Origin of the sequence: Terribacillus sp. FSL K6-0262 (assembly GCF_037977385.1) — a bacterium.
Lineage (GTDB): Bacteria > Bacillota > Bacilli > Bacillales > Amphibacillaceae > Terribacillus.
This window is the reverse complement of record NZ_CP150277.1, coordinates 1,427,791-1,443,947: the sequence shown is the minus strand read 5'-3', so window position 1 is coordinate 1,443,947 and position 16,157 is coordinate 1,427,791. Positions and strand designations below refer to the sequence as shown.

Sequence of the window (16,157 nt, the reverse complement as noted above, 5' to 3'; positions counted from 1 at the left end):
AGCTATGTAAGATACTAACCAATAAACGAATCTCAACTGCTTTTGTAATCATACCATCGCCAATTCGAAACTATATAAGTGGCAGCGCGAATCGCATCTGCAGCGCTGAGCTTTGTATCTGACGAGCAGTCTGGCAACCCGTTACGCATCCAGGGGTATAAAGGAGTTATTGCACCAACAGTATCTGGCAGGATCGCAGCTTTATTGATGCGCTCACTATAGATGGAGAAGTTTGTCCATTTTACATTTCGATCCTCATTGGTCATTTCATCTGCCATGACACGCAATTCCTCCCAGGAATCCGTTTTGTCCGTTCATAAACATCCCGCTCTCCTTGAATGATATCGTATCACCAGCAGGTGCTGCATTATCCCGGCGGTCATTCAACTTACAATGTGCAGAAATATATTTATACGTATATGTTTATAGTGATAATATAAAATACCGTACGTGTCCTTTTAGAAAGGCGGATAATAAAAAATCTATTTAAGAAACAGGTATATTATACTTATTGACAACTTGTCATATTCCTCCTAATCTTAAACCAGCAATATGTAAGCGTTATCAATTGTGGAGGAGGAAAGCGATGAAAGCTAACAAACGATTACTTGTTACGTCCATGCTGTCTGCAGTCTTACTGATACCTGCTTGGCCAGGTGCAGATACGGCGGCAAAGGAAAAAGGGAGTCAGGGTAAGACACCTGTTTTTGAAAATGTCTCCGTGCACGATCCGTCTTTCATCGAAGCAGATGACCTATACTATGTCTTCGGTTCCCATTTAGCTGCAGCGAAAACAAACGACCTCATGAAATGGGAATTGGTGGACTCCGGTGTCCGTGATGGCAATAAGCTCATACCTAATGTCACGGAAGAACTCAAGGAGACGTTGGAATGGGCCCAGACGGATACACTTTGGGCAGCTGATGTGATTCAGCTGGCTGATGGGAAGTTTTATATGTATTACAATGCGTGCAAGGGGGATTCGCCGCGGTCTGCGATGGGTGTGGCAGTGGCGGACGATATTGAGGGACCTTATAAGGATACCGGGATCATCCTGAAGTCGGGTATGTGGGATGAGCCGAGTGAGGATGGCACGATTTATGATGCGACAAAGCATCCGAATGTGGTGGATCCGGATGTGTTCTATGATGAGGATGGTAAGCTGTGGATGGTATATGGCTCATACTCTGGCGGTATTTTCATTATGGAGATGGATGAAAAGACAGGCAAGCCGCTTCCAGGCCAGGGGTATGGGAAGAAGCTGATGGGCGGCAACCACAGCCGGATTGAAGGACCGGCGATGATGTACAGTCCGGAAACGGATTATTATTATATGTTCCTCTCCTTTGGCGGGCTGGATGCTGTGGGAGGCTACAATATCCGAGTTGTGCGTTCCAAGACACCGGATGGACCGTTTTATGACGCAGAAGGAAATGACATGATCGACGTGAAGGCGGATCCGAATCTGCCGCTGTTTGATGACAAGTCGATCGAGCCTTATGGGGTGAAGCTGCTTGGGAATCATTTGTTTGAAAAGAAAGTCGGTGATCCCGGGGAGGAACCAGGTATTGGCTATGTGTCACCAGGACATAATACCGCTTTTTATGAGGAGGAGACAAAGAACCATTACCTAATCTTCCATTCTCGTTTCCCTGAGCGCGGTGAGGAGCATGAGGTGCGGGTCCATCAGATGCATATGAACGATAAAGGCTGGCCAGTCGTAGCTCCATCTCGTAATACGAATGAAAAAGAAGCGAAGATCAAACGAAAGGACATGGCTGGTGACTATCAATATGTGAACCACGGAAAAGATATTTCTGCTGATGTGAAAACTTCTGAACAAATTACCCTGAAAGAGAGCGGAAAAGTCGAAGGTGCTGTAGAAGGAAAGTGGAAGCACGGAAAAGATAATGAAATCACTCTGACAATTGATGGCGAGGAGTATAATGGATTCTTCTTGAAACAGTGGGATGAAGCAGCACAAGAATATGATACGACGTTCACCGCTTTATCCGACAAAGGTGTCGCGATCTGGGGTAATCGAATGGAGGATATGAAAGATAAAGAAGTTGTTGCAGCAGTGAAAAAGGATCTTACTATCTCGAAAAGTGATGATCTATATCAAAATATAGAGCTGCCAACAGAAGGTACCCATGAATCCACAATTAAATGGACTTCCTCCAATCCAAAAGTGGTTGAGGCTGATGGCACGATACACCGGCCAGAAGCAGGAAACGGAGATGGCAAAGCTACGCTGACTGCAAGTATTCAAGCAGGAAAAAAGAAAGATACGAAAATGTTTCAAGTGACCGTGAAGCAGCAAGCTTCCGAGCCGGAAATTGCGCGCTATAGCTTCGGCAATCCAGGCAGCAAGGAAGCAGCGGATTCTTCCGGCAGCAATCTGCCAGCGCAGCTGAAAGGCGCTGCCATCCAAACAGATGATGGCAAGCTGGCATTGGATGGCAAGGATGCTTATGTGGAACTTTCCCCGCTGATTGCCGATGCGGAGGACTTCACCTTCTCAGCCTGGATCAATTGGCAAGGCGGATCGGCCTGGCAGCGAATCTTCGACATAGGTGAAAGCAACGGCAAAAATATGTTCCTTACCCCATCGGACGGCAGCGGCAAGCTACGGTTTACCATTCATGATGGAGCGAATCAGAATATTACTGCTGATGAGGCATTAGCTACAGGGAAATGGGTGCATCTTGCAGTGACGCTTGAAGGAGATACCGGAAAGCTGTACGTGAATGGAGAGCTTGCAGGGACAAACGAGAATATTACTGCTAACCCAGCCGATATTCTTGGAAACACAAACTATCTCGGACGAAGCAGATACGATGCAGACCCATTCTTTGGCGGGCAGATGGACGATGTGTGGGTGTATCGGGAAGCTTTGAGTGAATCAGAGATTAAGGAATTGGCTCATTGAAATAAGACCCGACAATTGTCGGGTCTTATTTTGTAAGTTATACCACTTTGGACAAAGTGAAGACCATCATTTGGGAGGCGGATGATAATTAATATTCTATGGCTGTCTCTTTATGGCCTCCCGTTTGATGGTTTCCATTCGTATTTTGATTTATTTATCAAGAATATTCAGGGAAAATACTGCGCTGCCAAGATCGGTTTGCTTTTCAGCTGTACTATTCTGGTCAGCGAACCCGAACAAGCCACTTACAACAATCACACCAACTAGCACCAATGAGCAGACAATCTTTTTCATAGAGAATCCCTCCCGTTTATATTAGAGCTAACAGATAATACTTTGTTGCAAGTTCATGCTGCTTGTTTTCAGTATAGTACTGAGCGAGTTCTTTTGAAAAGAGTCTTACGTTGTAAAAATCTTTAACTCTTTGAAAATATTCTATTCCTTCCTGCCATACGCTTTCAAAGTTCAATCTATCTTCATATTTCTTATGCAGCATGGCAAATTCCCATTTTTTCGTTACATCATCTTCTTTGATGCTGGTTTCGAATCCTTCTGTATAGACTTTGATAGCTTTGGAAGGTTGATTTGTTTTCCAATAGCAATCTGCTAATAAGTATAAAATCTTCAATCGAATTCGATCTTGTCCGCCATTTAGGGCTGCCTCCAAGTAACGAATAGCCGTAGCTGGTAAATCTCGTCTTGCATAAAGAGCGCCAAGGTTAAGGTTTGCGGAGGATATAAAGTTTTGATTCCCGATATTTTTAAATGATGTCACAGCTCTATGGAGATATTCCTCTGAAAGTTCATAGTTAAGCAGGTCCAGATAGTTTACTCCCTGAAGCATTTCTGCACGGGCAAGTAAGAATTCAAAAGTCTTGAATGATTTGAATGCTTCAATGGCTCGCTCAGCATGGAGAGCGGAAAGAGTGGTGATATCGAGAAAATTATAAGTCATGGCTTTCCTGAGGTGAAATTCCCCAATCTCTACCGGATCTTCTAATTTCTTAACATACTTCTCAGCTTTCTCAAAGCAGTGAAGTGCTTCCTGGTAATGTTTCTCATCGTAAAACAGCATGCCTTCTGCTAAGTGGAAGTAGTATCGGTGGGTATCATTGAAGTGGTCTTGGTGTGCTTTGGCATTATCAATTGATTTGGCGCTGTTTACAAAGTCTCTTTGAATCAAATAATAGCGGCATTCTAGCAGCAGGTAGGTGATGAGAGTATCGATGGCGTAATCGTGGATATAATTCTTTAACTCATTGTGGATACTGGCAGCTGCTTCTTTCTTATCCAGCCGGATACTGATGGACCAATTATCCAGCTGAGCTGCAATATCTATGTGCTCAGAGATATTTTGTCCCATATTGCAAAGCTCCTTTATTTAAGATAATTACAGATTGATTTTACCATTTTTTGTCGTTTTATTGGGTTGGGAATCCTTGTCGCTGTAAAGGAAAGATAATGCGTGGTTGATTATTAGGGTTTCCTCATCTCATGCATATGCTAAGCAATTTCTTTCCAAGAGAATAAGTATTGTGTTACAAGGAGTCATCTTACAGTTTTCACTATAAGACAAATGAATGCACCTTCTTCCAGAAAGGTGCTTTTGCATACAGAATAGGAATCATCTGCTAATTTCACGTTTAGCGGTTTGTTCCAATTCCTGTCTGTAGTCCTGGAGGTTCAAGCTATCATTATAATCCGTGATTTTTGCACGTATAGATAGAGTCTTATAAAACATAGGTCCATGGTTTTTGGCTAGCTTCCTGAACCAGTCTTGTTTTTTAAGAGTTCTTACATTCTTTTTGTATCTTCTTCTTTTCTTCGAGGGAATCATTGCCTCTAGGATAAAAGATACAATATCCACTACAAAACTCCATAAAATTTCCATTGAATCACTTTCCTTTACCTTCATTGGGTCAAAAAATCAGTGTCTCAAGCTTTACTCAGCATCATGTTGATTGAGGGATAATATTCCTTTAATGATTATTATAACCAAATAATGCATAAAGCTGTTAGGAATGATTTGATTGGTATACATAAATGTTCAGAAATGAAATGATTAGGAAAATAAGGATGCTGTTTTGAAGCTGTCTTTTCCTTTATCTTAGGAGTTATATCAATTGTAGGAATCATTCTTGTTGGTAAGGGAGCAATTCAAGGTGTAACAGGTTTGATATTTGCGTATATTGCCCATTCAGAGATTAAAAAGCGCAACTTAAAAGGCAGGAATTTCATGAAAGCGGGTGTGGTATGCAGTGTTATCGGTCTCTTAAGTAATTTTATTTAAGTTTCTCTTACAGAGTTGCTGATAAGTTATAGCACATGGATAAATAAAAGCCGACTTCTCTTTTTATACGCTTGTGGTTATAGTAGTAATGTAGGTTGTGTTGCGATAGTAAAGACAGGTATATCATCTTAAGAATAGATTGCTAAAAAATTAAAAAGGAGAAAATGAAATGGAAGCATTCGCAGATTATCTAGCTCAAATTGACAACCCGCAGCATCAAGAACGAACAGAAGAAGTTCTGAATTGGGTAGCTGAGAAGTATCCCAACTTAGAGCCGAAAATTGCCTGGAATCAGCCGATGTTTACTGATCATGGCACATTTATTATTGGCTTTAGCATCGCCAAACAGCATTTGGCTGTTGCACCGGAAAAAGCGGGAATAGATCATTTTTCTGATGATATTGTTCAGGCGGGCTATGATCATACGAAGCAGCTGGTTCGTATCAAATGGGATGGGCCGGTGGATTATTCATTATTAGAAAGAATGATAGAGTTCAATATTACAGACAAGGCAGACTGTACGACTTTTTGGCGGAAATAATGAAAGTGAATGGAAAACACCTCTAAATGGTGTTTCTTTGCTGGGAATTCTCCCAGTGTGCTGGACAGAGTAAGGAGAAGACATATGGAACAATCTAATCAATTAAAACAGAACGCCTCACGTGTTGGGGTGGTCGTACTAGTCTTAAGTATTCTGCTTATCGGTGCTAATTTGCGTGCGCCGATAACAGGGTTAAGTCCTTTAATAGACAACATTCGTTCAGATACAGGTATTGGCAATGCTTCAACAGGCATGCTGACTACTTTGCCATTGATTGCTTTTGCTGTATTTGCGCTAGTTGCGCCAAGAATTGCCAGGCGTGCAGGTATTGAAAGAACTTTGTTTACTGGTCTGATTATCATAGCTGTTGGACTTATACTTCGGTTTTTTACCCCAGTATGGATGCTTTTCGTTGGTACTGCTTTAGCGGGAATCGGAATCGCGATGGGGAATGTACTTTTGCCGGGCTTGATCAAGCGGGAATTCCCTAAAAATGTAGGTGTGATGACTGGAGCTTATGCGATGACCATGAACGGGATGGCTGCGCTCGCTTCTGGAATCAGTGTTCCTCTTTCGAATGGGCTTGGCAGCGGGTGGCATGGTTCACTCGCTGTCTGGGTGATTTTGACGCTTGTCACAATGATTGCTTGGATACCGCAGCTACGCCAGCGTGTGAAAGTCTCGATTTCCCTTCCTAACAAAGGGAAGAAGCTATGGTCCTCAGGTCTTGCCTGGAAGGTAACAGGATTCATGGGATTACAATCGCTATTGTTTTACATCATGATCACCTGGCTTCCGACTATATTGCAAAACCAGGGCTTTAGTGAATCAATATCTGGATGGCTCTTAGCTCTCATGCAGCTTTGCAGCTTGCCGACTTCATTTCTACTCCCGATCCTAGCAGGGCGTTTTGCAGGACAAAGGGGAATAGTGAGCATCATAGCTTTGTGTTTCGTTATGAGCTTCTCAGGGTTGTTGACAGGTATTACATGGATCAGTGTCATCAGTGTATTGCTGTTCGGATTAGCTGGAGGCGGTGTGTTCAGTCTCGCGACGATGTTTTTTGTCTTGCGAACACAGTCAGCTCAGGAATCCGCAGAATTATCAGGTATGGCGCAGTTTATCGGGTATCTATTGGCGGCAGTAGGGCCGACGTTATTTGGTTTGCTGCATGATGTTACGTCAAGCTGGACAGTGCCATTGGCATTATTGGTTGCGGTGGCTGTAGTACTTTGGATTGTTGGTATGGGAGCGGGGAAGAACGCGTATATCAATTAGAGGTAAGGGGATGGTATACAGTAACAAAACAGACTAACTGCCCTATGATGGGTAATTAGTCTGTTTAATCACTGTAAGATGAACTGTAAAAGGCAGGCGAAGAATAGATTAGGTGCCCGTCCTCTTGTTTCGTTTCATGTAATATACAACTAAAAGGCGAATTCCTATCATTTTAAATTTTCTTTAATTCGTTCGAATCACGGAACGAGTATTCTACCATTGATTTCTCTTAGACGCATGCTTCTATAAGAATCAGATAATGAAAAGGTATAGTACAGGATAAAAAAATATAGGTGCTATTGGTGAGTAACTGTCTAATTTTAGATTAGTTGTCAACTTATATTTTCTCTTATCCCCTAGTAATCGCAACTTGATTCCTTACATTCTTCTTTAAATTCAGGAAAACCTTCATTTGTACTGATTCCTGCTACACTTATATCTTTATTGAATTTTATTGAGAAACCAGCATTACCATTCACTGTTCTATCTATAGTCATGCTACCCATAGGAGCTGTATAAGGTTCGTCCATTTCAATAGAGCTTACATTTTCAAAATTGCTCTCTATATAATTTTTAGCTGTATTCTGGGCTTTGGTTATTGTGTCATCATCGAACTCAGAATTACTCCCGTTCACATTACATCCTCCTAGTAGTATAATGGAAAATATAGAAACTAATAGAAAATGTACATTTTTTCATAATACCTCACTATAATAATAGAATAGATGATGTTAATGAGATTAATATATCGATAAAAGGATTCTGATTCTAGTAATCACAACTCTTTTTGCTACATTCTTCAAATCTTTCAGGAAATCCCTCACCTAAACTGATTGAAGCAACTGTAAAGTCTTGATTAAAACTAATTGTGAACTCTGATTCTCCATTAACTGTGCCGTCTATCTTTAAACTGCCCATTTGTGATTCGCGAGGTTCATTTAATTCTATAGTTTCTATATCTTTGAAATTGTTTTCAACATAACTTCTTGCAGTCTCCTTGGCGTTAGTGACAGTTTCTTCATCGTAATTATCCTTCACTCCACAACCTCCTAATAGTATAATGGAAAAAATAGTAACAGTTATAAACAAAACACTTTTTCTCACATAAACACCTCTTCTGTAAAATTATATCAAGAAAGGATTTTAAAATGTCCCGTAAGTTAACGGATTTTGAAGCAAGCCATATTTCTGATGATTCATATGAATCTAATAGAAAGAACTTCCAAAGTGAAACACCCAATGAAATTATCGATTGGAATACAGTTGAAATCATAGAAGACAAAGAAACAGGCTTATACGGCTATGTACTAGAAAACCCCCAAACCAAGGAAATCGTTATCAGCTTCCGTGGTACTGAACCTCCTAAAACTACCACAAAAGAAGTGGAACTTAAAGGTCTGGACGAACCCACTAAAAATGCCATCATGAGTGAAGCGGGAGATAAAGCAACACTGAAAGGAGATACGATAATCTATGAATCTGATAGAAAGGTAGACTATTCAGGGTTTCTTAAGGATGTCTACGAAGATGCCTTTGGCGTAGTCGGTGGTAATTCCAATTATAGCAAAAAGGAATATGGGACCACAGCTTATGTAGCGACACCATCTCAGGATGCGGCGTTGCAGACGGGGAATGCAAAGCTGAATGCCAATGGTACAATCACGTTTACGAATAAGAACCAATTTACTGAAGCGGAGGCAGCTGTGAAAAAGTACATAGAGAAATATGGTGCAGAGAATATAACCTTTACTGGGCATTCTCTTGGCGGGGGACTGGCTCAATATTGTGCCGTGATGTATGATTCCAACGCAGTGACCTTTGCTGCAGCGGATGCTTACGGTCTTTTGGATGAAGATAAGCAGAAGCGCGTCAGCCAGGGGGATTATAAGGACAAGATTATTACATATGCCTACCCGAGTGATGCAGTTGCTATGTTTCATGACAAAACAATCGGCTCCCTTTATTATATGGAAGATCCAGCTGGAAAAGATGGCTTAGGTGACCAAATGGCCGACATGCTGGGATCTCATGGTATAAAGAACTATACGGATGTAAGTCTTTATAATGAAGATGGTTACTACAAATCAGACTTATTATTTGATGAAAAACTTCGCGCGGCTATCTCCACATCACCTCTCTTCTTAAAAAATAGTGGTGTTTCAGATTTCCACATCGTTATTCAGACCGAATTAATGAAATCCTATGCGGCACAAGTAGAAGCTAGCGAAGATCTGATTGCGAAGACTAAAAAAGAGATGATGCAGTTCTTGGATGACTATCTCTCAGCGATGGAATATGCGAAGAGTAAATTCAAAGGGCAAGTTGGATCAGGTAGATACGATAAGCTGAATGGATCCGATGTAGATGATATCTATCGGGATCTGACTGTGACTGGCCCAAAAGGCGTTCCGATGTTATTTGAGATGGATTACTTTGACGAATTGATTGGATTCTTGAAGGATGCACAATCTGACACTGGGGAAATCGCATACAATATGAACAAGATGGCGAAGGACTTTGCGCATATTGACGAAATGCTGGCTGGTTGGCTGAGGTTCTGATTCATTAGTGGAAGGCATGATAGAATGGTAGAAATACTTGATGAATTTGATGAATTCCTAGAGAGACGAAAGCAAAAGAAAGAGTTGGAAAGAAGTATCAAAGACGATTTAGAAGCAGATGAGAAGTTTTATAAGAAATATTTAGAGCGCTGCAACCATATTGAATCCCTCTCAGAGGAACATATAAAGCTCAAGGATGTGCTGGAAGATTGCTTTGATGGAAAAGCAAATAAGGCATTAAGACAGAGGCTAGAGAAGAATATTCTCCTTTTAAAAGGTATTGAGCGTTCGTATGTCATATTAAGAGAAAGTATCAGGGTAAGAGGTGGATGGTGGTAACTCAGAGGAAATATCATAGTAATATTAAGAGGAATCCGCTAGCATTGCCGGCGGATTCTTTTAATTTGCATTAAGTTATGGTCAAGGAATTAGGCTCCCATGTCTCATACAACTTCGGATAATACACCTCCTGCTTCGAATCAAGCGGCTTAATCAGTTCTGGATAATGACTGTGCCATGGAACAAGCACACGAGGTTTGATTCGATCGATGATATAAAGTATGTCTTCATGCTTGGCATGCCCTGATACATTGAGAGATTGATAGGTAACGCCGAAGCGTTCCAACAGTGCATGCATCGTTTGGTGAGCGGGATCGAAGGAACCTAAAGGCATGCCATTGGAATGCAGGTAGATGCTGTCCTTCAAATCAAGATCAAGCAAGTTTTGAATAGAGTGATAGCTATTCTGCAACAAGTAGGAAGCGGGGTTCTGATTGATCTCAGAGGCAGATACGCCTTTATATTTTGTCAGCAGCTGCTCGGTAGTCACAGCACTTTTACAGCTAGCGTCCAAGTAGATCATGAACTGAACATCATGTAAGAAATGATCTGCCAGATAAGCTGTTGGTGCTTCTAAAACTGGTGTTCTTCCTGTTAGTTCAGCCATTTGCAGGAACGTCTGAATACGATCGATATTCCGGTGATAAATATTGAATATCCCTAGACCTTGCTTTTGGGAAAGTGCATCTTTTCCCACCTTAAGAATATCTGCATCTTCCTTGCATGCTGTTTCTGTGTCTTTTTTGTCCGGGTTGAAAGTGGTGCCCTCAATGAGTAATACATCGATATCCCGTGTGGCCATGAAAGTCAGCCAGTCTTCCGTGTATTCTGGATGTGCACCATGCATACGTAAATCGCCGGAGTTCACGATTGTTAGATCAGGTGTTTCAATGAGGAAGGAAGCAGCGCCGATTACATCGTGATCTACTGGAATTGGCGTGACGCGTATCTCACCTACTTCAATGGTTTGGCCGAAAGACATACCGATTGTTTCCTTATGCAGTGATAATCCCTCGCCGACACGCTCCAGCGCATCATAAAGCTGCTTCGAGTCTTCTGTCATATAAATAGGAATCTGTGCTGATAATGTATCCATGGCACCCATATGATCCAGATGAAGGTGGGATATGAATACCGCTGTTTGATAGGATGAGTCTTCCTGCGGTTGTGGTTTTGCTGCAGAAAAACTATCTCCTTCTAAAGATTCTCTGCTGTATATCCCATCTATGGAGGGAATAGCACCTAGTTTCAGCATATCAAGGACATAGGATTGCTTGCGTTCTTTTGTATCTATGATGCTGCTGGCAGGATCATAGACAAGTCCGAAATCGAAGATGATCCGGTCTGTTCCGTATGTCACTTCTGCAATATTGCCGCCAATGGTGTGTAATCCACCCCAAAATTTGATCGTTGTCTTCATGTCCGTCACCTCTTAAAAAGAAAAGGCAGGGGATACCCTGCCTTATCCCGTTATTGTAATTCAGCTTTTGCTCGGTCTTGTGCTTCTGTCAAACCTTCTTCTACTGTCTTCATGCCTTGGAGGATATAATCCATTTCTTCAAGTACGATGTTGCGCACTGCATCTCCGCCAGGGACGCGGGCAATGAAGAATCCGGCATCGAACTGCTCTGTGCCTGCTTTGTAGGCTGGATTTTCTTCAAGGAACTTCTGATATTCTTCTGTATCCAATGCAGATTGGCGAATCGGCAAGTAGCCGGAAAGCATGGACCATTCGGAAGTGACTTCAGGGCTGGTCAGATATTTCATGAATTCCCAAGCGCCTTTTTGCTCCGCTTCTTCGCTTTGGTTGAAGATCACGATGTCATTTCCGGCGAATGTTGTTGCGGCTTCGCCGTCCAAAGTAGGGATCGGGGCAGTGGACCATTCAATGCCGTCTTCCATCGCGCCATCAACATGCGGGATACCCGCGGAAGAACCGATATACATTGCCACATCACCACGGCCGAATGGGTTGGACATGTATTCATCTTCACCAGCTGTACGGGCGATCCCTTCATCGATCATATCCTTGATGAATGTCATTGCTTCCTGCCCTTCTTTGGAAGCAAATTGCGGTTCGCCAGTTTCTTCATCCATGTACGTACCGCCCATTTGTTTCAGGATGCCTTGGAATTCCGCTTCATAGGAGTTCTCGAAGCCCATCCCGACAACACCGTCTTTTGTCAATGCCTTCGCAGCTTCTTGCAGCTCATCCCATGTTTGCGGGACTTCCAGACCGTTTTCTTCAAACATTGTCTTGTTGTAATAAAGGACGCGGGTACTCTTGCTGAAAGGAAGGCTGTAGTACGTATCATCCCATGTGCTGGAATTGCGGAAAACCTCGATATAGTCATTCAATTCGTCTTCAGACAAGCCGATTTCCGGATCCTCGATGAAGTCGTTCAAGGCAGTGATGAATTTATTGTCGATGTATTCAGGGATGACATTTGTGGTAGCCTGTGCCATATCGGGCAGATTCCCAGCTTTGGCTGCGGCCATGATTTTCTGTTCCAGGTCGTCATAGCTTCCTTGGTTGACTGGTTTGATCTTGATATCTTCATGGGTGCTATTGAAATCGTCCGCGAACTTTTTGATTGCTTCTTCATGCGGGCCGCTCATGGCGTGCCAGAATTCGATTTCAACCGGCCCTTTTGCATCATTTCCCTCGTTGGCATTGGCACCGGAACTATTATTGCAAGCAGCTAAAAACAGGACCAAAAATAAGGACAGTACAGATATTACTTTTTTCATATTTGTCTTCCTCCTTTAAGGAATTGGATGTTTTTCACTTACCGACTGTTATCGTGTTCTGCAGCAGATTCCCTGTGCATCACCTCCAATAAGTACTGTCATGTTCAGCCTTTCAAGCCGCTTCTGGCAACACCGGAGATGACATATTTCTGCATGATGAAGAAGAGAAGCAGCATAGGCAGGATGACCATCGTCGAGGCTGCCATCAGCAATTCATATTTAATGCCGGCTTCGGTTGTAAATGCCGACAGTCCGACAGGCAGCGTCCGGAGTTCTTGTGAATTGGTGACGATCAATGGCCACAGGAAAGCATTCCAGCTGCCGATGATTTTCAGTAAGGCAATGGTGATCAGCGCGGGCTTGGCCAAGGGTACCATTACGTACCATAGGAATTTGAAATCACTGCATCCATCCACTTTTGCAGCATAGGATAATTCCTGCGGTACCGAGAAGAAGTACTGGCGCAATAGGAAGATGGAGAAGATGCTCGCAATCCATGGGATGATCAATCCCTCATAGGAGTCGATCCAGCCCAGATTGGAGACCGTGACGAAGTTCGGGATCAACAGCATCTCCCCAGGCACCATCATCGTTCCGAGCAGCACCGCGAACACGATTCCCTTGCCATGGAAGTCGATCCGGGAAAAGGCATAAGCAGCCAGTATGGTTGTCAGTAATTCCCCGATTGTAGTCAATGCCGTCACGACAATGCTATTGAAGAAATAAGTGCCGAATGGAGCTGCTTCACTCGCCTCGCTGTAGTTGCCGAATTGCCATTCGGAAGGGATCCAGACCGGCGGCATCGCCATCACTTCATTGGGAGCCTTCAGCGAGGTGCTGATCATCCAGACGAAGGGCAGCAGCATGAGGATGGCGCCCAATGACAGAAGTATATAGATTGTTCCTTTGGATAAAGCTTCTTTATTCATCCCGGGCCCTCCTTAGTTGTAATGTACGAATTTCTTCCCGACTACCAATTGGATGATGGTGAATAGGAAGATGATGAGGAAGAGAACGAAGGCAGCAGCAGATGCCAAGCCGAATTCCCATTCCTCATAGAATTTCTGATACACGTAATAGACAACGGTCAGGGCGCTGTTGGCTGGTCCGGGCCTTCCGTTGAACAAGGCGAATATCTCATCAAAGACTTTGAAGGCATTGATGATGGAGATGATCGATACAAAGAACATCGTCGGGGACAGCAGCGGCAAGGTAATGTTCTTGAACCGGTTCCATGCCGAGGCTCCGTCCACTTTTGCAGCTAAATAATATTGGCTGCCGATATTCTGCAGTCCGGCCAAAAAGATGATGATATTGAATCCAAGGCCCTTCCAGATGCTTAAAATGATCAACGAAGGCATTGCGTAAGTCGGATTCGTCAGCCAATTGATCGGATCGATGCCGAATAAGCCGAGCACATAGTTCAGCAGCCCATAATCAGAATGGAAGATCCAGCTCCAGACAATCGCCACGGCCACAACGGAAGTGACGAATGGCAGGAAGTAGATGGTGCGGAAGAATCCGCTCATCTTGATCTTGCTATTCAGTAATACAGCAATCGCCAGGGAAATGATGATCGACAGGGGCACGACGCCGATGACGAATATTCCTGTGTTCTTCAGGGCGGTGATGAAGTTAGGGTCCTGGAATAATTTCGTGAAATTATCGAAGCCATAAGCATGGACTGTGTCATTAAAGAAGTCATAATCCGTATAAAAGCTCATCAGGAAGGACTTGATGATCGGATAGATGCTGAATACGACCAGGATGACCAATGCAGGCAACAGATAAAGATAGCCCTTAAGCGTGCTCTTCCATGTTGGCTTTTGCATGCTGCATCCCGCCTCTCTTTTGGTGTGGAAGCCGCTTTCCGTGCTCCTGGTGGAAGTAATGGATGTTATCCGGATGGACTCCTAAGCCATGGATGTCGCCGATTCGATGCTGCTGATTGGGATCGACCAGCGCTCTCACTGTGATGCTGCCTACCTGCATGCGAATTAATGTATCGCGGCCGATCGTTTCGATATGTATGATCTTCCCTCGGAAAATCGGGTTTTCGTGAGAGATATATAAATCCTCTGCGCGAATGCCTAATCGAACTGTGTGGAGATCTTTAGGCGGCAATGCTGGCAATGCTATCGTTTGTTCCGTATCGGCCAGCCGGTAGGAATTTGCATCTTTTGATTTGGTGATGGTCATAAGATTGATGGGAGGGTTGCCAAGAAAAGAGGCAACGAACTCATTTTCCGGCTTTTTGTACATTGTCTGCGGAGCGGATTCCTGCTGGATGACGCCGTCCTTCATCAGCATGACACGATCGGAGATGCTCAATGCTTCTTCTTGGTCATGCGTAACGAAGATGGCAGTGATGCCTATCTCCTGCTGAATGCGGCGGATCTCTTCCCGCATCTCCAGTCGCAGCCTTGCATCAAGATTGGAGAGCGGCTCATCGAGCAATAAGACATTCGGTTTTTTGACTAGCGCCCTGGCAATGGCAACCCGCTGCTGCTGGCCGCCAGACAATTGTCCGGGCTTCCTATCGAGAAGGTGGCCGATCTGGACCAGGTCAGCCATTTCTTTTGCGCGTGCTTCGGCTTCTTTTTTGGGCACTTTCTGCATCTTCAATGGGAACATGATGTTTTTCAGGACAGACAGATGCGGATATAAGGCATAGCTCTGGAACACCATGCCGATCCCGCGCCTTTCTGCATCCAGCTTCGTCACATCCTTATCCCCGAAATGAATGGTGCCTGAAGAGGGCTTGTACAAGCCGGATAGGAGCATCAAGGTCGTACTCTTCCCGCAGCCGCTCGGCCCCAGTAAAGATACAAGCTCCCCATCCTTGATGGTTGTCGTCATTTCCCGGACGGCAGTAGTTTTATCAAAAACCATTGAAAGCTGATCAATACGGATATCCATGTTTTAATCCTCCAAGGTTGTCTATTTGAAAATGTCGGTACATGCTAAATTCAAGTAAATACTATCAGACTAGTATCAATTTACTATTAAGGTAATGTAAAAATAAACTTTACAGCGGAAAGCTGGCAAAATCGTGTGTTATTCTGTAATCTTGGGTAATTTTCGGCTTTCGGGAAGTTGGAGGGGAAAGCTTCCGCAAGTCTCCGCGAATTTCTGCAAACGTTTACGAAATGGTTGGAACGGGTAATGAACCGAAATATGCAAAAAGCAAATGTCGAGTAGCGTGACGGCAGTGACGATCATGAATCCAGCTAGTTGAAATTTGGTGTGTCAGGAGATGCAGGTAAATCAACAAGAAAGATGATCTGGACGGCATTGCTATGAATGAGTCAAAACCAAAAACTGTCAGCAGCAACCGCTGATAGTTTTTTGCTTAATAGAGTCTATGGGGATGGATGCAGGATCCGGGCTTGATCATGCAGTGTCTGCCAAGGGGCGATTTTGGCGGATTCCCTGTAATTGGTACATGGGAAAGTATCGTATGCA

Annotated in this window: 16 protein-coding genes; 5 read left to right on the top strand and 11 right to left on the bottom strand. The window is 43.5% G+C overall.

All coding sequences use genetic code 11. From position 1 onward, the window contains the following. Positions 1-32 precede the first annotated feature (32 nt). Positions 33-278, bottom strand: a complete 246-nt coding sequence (locus MHI54_RS07455) for a hypothetical protein (protein WP_095216268.1) — start codon at positions 276-278, stop codon at positions 33-35. Between the two features lie 308 nt (positions 279-586). Between MHI54_RS07455 and MHI54_RS07450 the strand changes: the two genes are divergently transcribed. Beyond that, positions 587-2,932: a LamG-like jellyroll fold domain-containing protein gene (locus MHI54_RS07450; protein WP_340082800.1), complete on the top strand. Its 2,346-nt coding sequence runs from the start codon at positions 587-589 to the stop codon at positions 2,930-2,932. A gap of 150 nt (positions 2,933-3,082) precedes the next feature. On the opposite strand, the gene MHI54_RS07445 is transcribed toward MHI54_RS07450, so the two are convergent. From MHI54_RS07445 to MHI54_RS07435, 3 genes are all read right to left on the bottom strand, one after another. Continuing rightward, positions 3,083-3,226, bottom strand: coding sequence for a hypothetical protein (locus MHI54_RS07445; RefSeq protein WP_158221547.1), 144 nt, complete (start codon positions 3,224-3,226; stop codon positions 3,083-3,085). 16 nt (positions 3,227-3,242) lie between these two features. Beyond that, complete coding sequence (locus MHI54_RS07440) at positions 3,243-4,295, bottom strand: tetratricopeptide repeat protein (protein WP_095216270.1); 1,053 nt, start codon at positions 4,293-4,295, stop codon at positions 3,243-3,245. A gap of 261 nt (positions 4,296-4,556) precedes the next feature. Beyond that, on the bottom strand, positions 4,557-4,823 hold the full coding sequence (locus MHI54_RS07435; RefSeq protein WP_095216271.1) for a hypothetical protein: 267 nt from the start codon (positions 4,821-4,823) through the stop codon (positions 4,557-4,559). 568 nt (positions 4,824-5,391) lie between these two features. On the opposite strand from MHI54_RS07435, the gene MHI54_RS07430 reads away from it, so the two are divergent. Then, a complete protein-coding gene (locus MHI54_RS07430; RefSeq protein ID WP_095216272.1) occupies positions 5,392-5,763 on the top strand; it encodes an iron chaperone in 372 nt (123 codons plus the stop codon). Between the two features lie 84 nt (positions 5,764-5,847). Then, on the top strand, positions 5,848-7,041 hold the full coding sequence (locus MHI54_RS07425; protein WP_095216273.1) for an MFS transporter: 1,194 nt from the start codon (positions 5,848-5,850) through the stop codon (positions 7,039-7,041). Between the two features lie 356 nt (positions 7,042-7,397). On the opposite strand, the gene MHI54_RS07420 is transcribed toward MHI54_RS07425, so the two are convergent. Both MHI54_RS07420 and MHI54_RS07415 read right to left on the bottom strand, forming a co-directional pair. After that, the gene (locus MHI54_RS07420; protein WP_095216274.1) at positions 7,398-7,676 is read right to left on the bottom strand and encodes a hypothetical protein; all 279 of its coding nucleotides are present in this window, start codon (positions 7,674-7,676) and stop codon (positions 7,398-7,400) included. 133 nt (positions 7,677-7,809) lie between these two features. Then, positions 7,810-8,079 (bottom strand): hypothetical protein, encoded by a 270-nt coding sequence (locus MHI54_RS07415; protein WP_095216275.1) that lies wholly within the window; start codon positions 8,077-8,079, stop codon positions 7,810-7,812. A 110-nt stretch (positions 8,080-8,189) separates the two neighbouring features. Between MHI54_RS07415 and MHI54_RS07410 the strand changes: the two genes are divergently transcribed. Continuing rightward, the gene (locus MHI54_RS07410; protein WP_340082798.1) at positions 8,190-9,602 is read left to right on the top strand and encodes a lipase family protein; all 1,413 of its coding nucleotides are present in this window, start codon (positions 8,190-8,192) and stop codon (positions 9,600-9,602) included. A 24-nt stretch (positions 9,603-9,626) separates the two neighbouring features. Further along, the gene (locus MHI54_RS07405) at positions 9,627-9,941 is read left to right on the top strand and encodes a hypothetical protein (protein ID WP_095216278.1); all 315 of its coding nucleotides are present in this window, start codon (positions 9,627-9,629) and stop codon (positions 9,939-9,941) included. 70 nt (positions 9,942-10,011) lie between these two features. Here MHI54_RS07405 and MHI54_RS07400 read toward each other — a convergent pair whose 3' ends face one another. The 5 genes from MHI54_RS07400 to MHI54_RS07380 all read right to left on the bottom strand — a co-directional run bounded on the left by MHI54_RS07400 (position 10,012) and on the right by MHI54_RS07380 (position 15,611). Further along, positions 10,012-11,361 (bottom strand): MBL fold metallo-hydrolase, encoded by a 1,350-nt coding sequence (locus tag MHI54_RS07400; RefSeq protein WP_095216279.1) that lies wholly within the window; start codon positions 11,359-11,361, stop codon positions 10,012-10,014. 50 nt (positions 11,362-11,411) lie between these two features. After that, positions 11,412-12,692, bottom strand: a complete 1,281-nt coding sequence (locus MHI54_RS07395) for an ABC transporter substrate-binding protein (RefSeq protein WP_095216280.1) — start codon at positions 12,690-12,692, stop codon at positions 11,412-11,414. 104 nt (positions 12,693-12,796) lie between these two features. Beyond that, on the bottom strand, positions 12,797-13,621 hold the full coding sequence (locus MHI54_RS07390; RefSeq protein WP_095216281.1) for a carbohydrate ABC transporter permease: 825 nt from the start codon (positions 13,619-13,621) through the stop codon (positions 12,797-12,799). A gap of 12 nt (positions 13,622-13,633) precedes the next feature. Further along, positions 13,634-14,524 (bottom strand): sugar ABC transporter permease, encoded by an 891-nt coding sequence (locus tag MHI54_RS07385; protein ID WP_340082795.1) that lies wholly within the window; start codon positions 14,522-14,524, stop codon positions 13,634-13,636. Beyond that, complete coding sequence (locus MHI54_RS07380; protein WP_340082794.1) at positions 14,493-15,611, bottom strand: ABC transporter ATP-binding protein; 1,119 nt, start codon at positions 15,609-15,611, stop codon at positions 14,493-14,495. Before MHI54_RS07380 ends, MHI54_RS07385 begins: the two co-directional genes overlap by 32 nt. Positions 15,612-16,157 lie beyond the last annotated feature (546 nt).

Bases quoted from the DNA above. Each gene is read 5' to 3' on its own strand.
- MHI54_RS07385 (WP_340082795.1), bottom strand. From the start codon at position 14,524: ATGCAAAAGCCAACATGGAAGAGCACGCTTAAGGGCTATCTTTATCTG.
- MHI54_RS07390 (WP_095216281.1), bottom strand. From the start codon at position 13,621: ATGAATAAAGAAGCTTTATCCAAAGGAACAATCTATATACTTCTGTCA.
- MHI54_RS07410 (WP_340082798.1), top strand. From the start codon at position 8,190: ATGTCCCGTAAGTTAACGGATTTTGAAGCAAGCCATATTTCTGATGAT.
- MHI54_RS07445 (WP_158221547.1), bottom strand. From the start codon at position 3,226: ATGAAAAAGATTGTCTGCTCATTGGTGCTAGTTGGTGTGATTGTTGTA.
- MHI54_RS07425 (WP_095216273.1), top strand. From the start codon at position 5,848: ATGGAACAATCTAATCAATTAAAACAGAACGCCTCACGTGTTGGGGTG.
- MHI54_RS07450 (WP_340082800.1), top strand. From the start codon at position 587: ATGAAAGCTAACAAACGATTACTTGTTACGTCCATGCTGTCTGCAGTC.
- MHI54_RS07440 (WP_095216270.1), bottom strand. From the start codon at position 4,295: ATGGGACAAAATATCTCTGAGCACATAGATATTGCAGCTCAGCTGGAT.
- MHI54_RS07395 (WP_095216280.1), bottom strand. From the start codon at position 12,692: ATGAAAAAAGTAATATCTGTACTGTCCTTATTTTTGGTCCTGTTTTTA.
- MHI54_RS07405 (WP_095216278.1), top strand. From the start codon at position 9,627: ATGGTAGAAATACTTGATGAATTTGATGAATTCCTAGAGAGACGAAAG.
- MHI54_RS07455 (WP_095216268.1), bottom strand. From the start codon at position 278: ATGGCAGATGAAATGACCAATGAGGATCGAAATGTAAAATGGACAAAC.
- MHI54_RS07435 (WP_095216271.1), bottom strand. From the start codon at position 4,823: ATGGAAATTTTATGGAGTTTTGTAGTGGATATTGTATCTTTTATCCTA.
- MHI54_RS07400 (WP_095216279.1), bottom strand. From the start codon at position 11,361: ATGAAGACAACGATCAAATTTTGGGGTGGATTACACACCATTGGCGGC.
- MHI54_RS07430 (WP_095216272.1), top strand. From the start codon at position 5,392: ATGGAAGCATTCGCAGATTATCTAGCTCAAATTGACAACCCGCAGCAT.
- MHI54_RS07380 (WP_340082794.1), bottom strand. From the start codon at position 15,611: ATGGATATCCGTATTGATCAGCTTTCAATGGTTTTTGATAAAACTACT.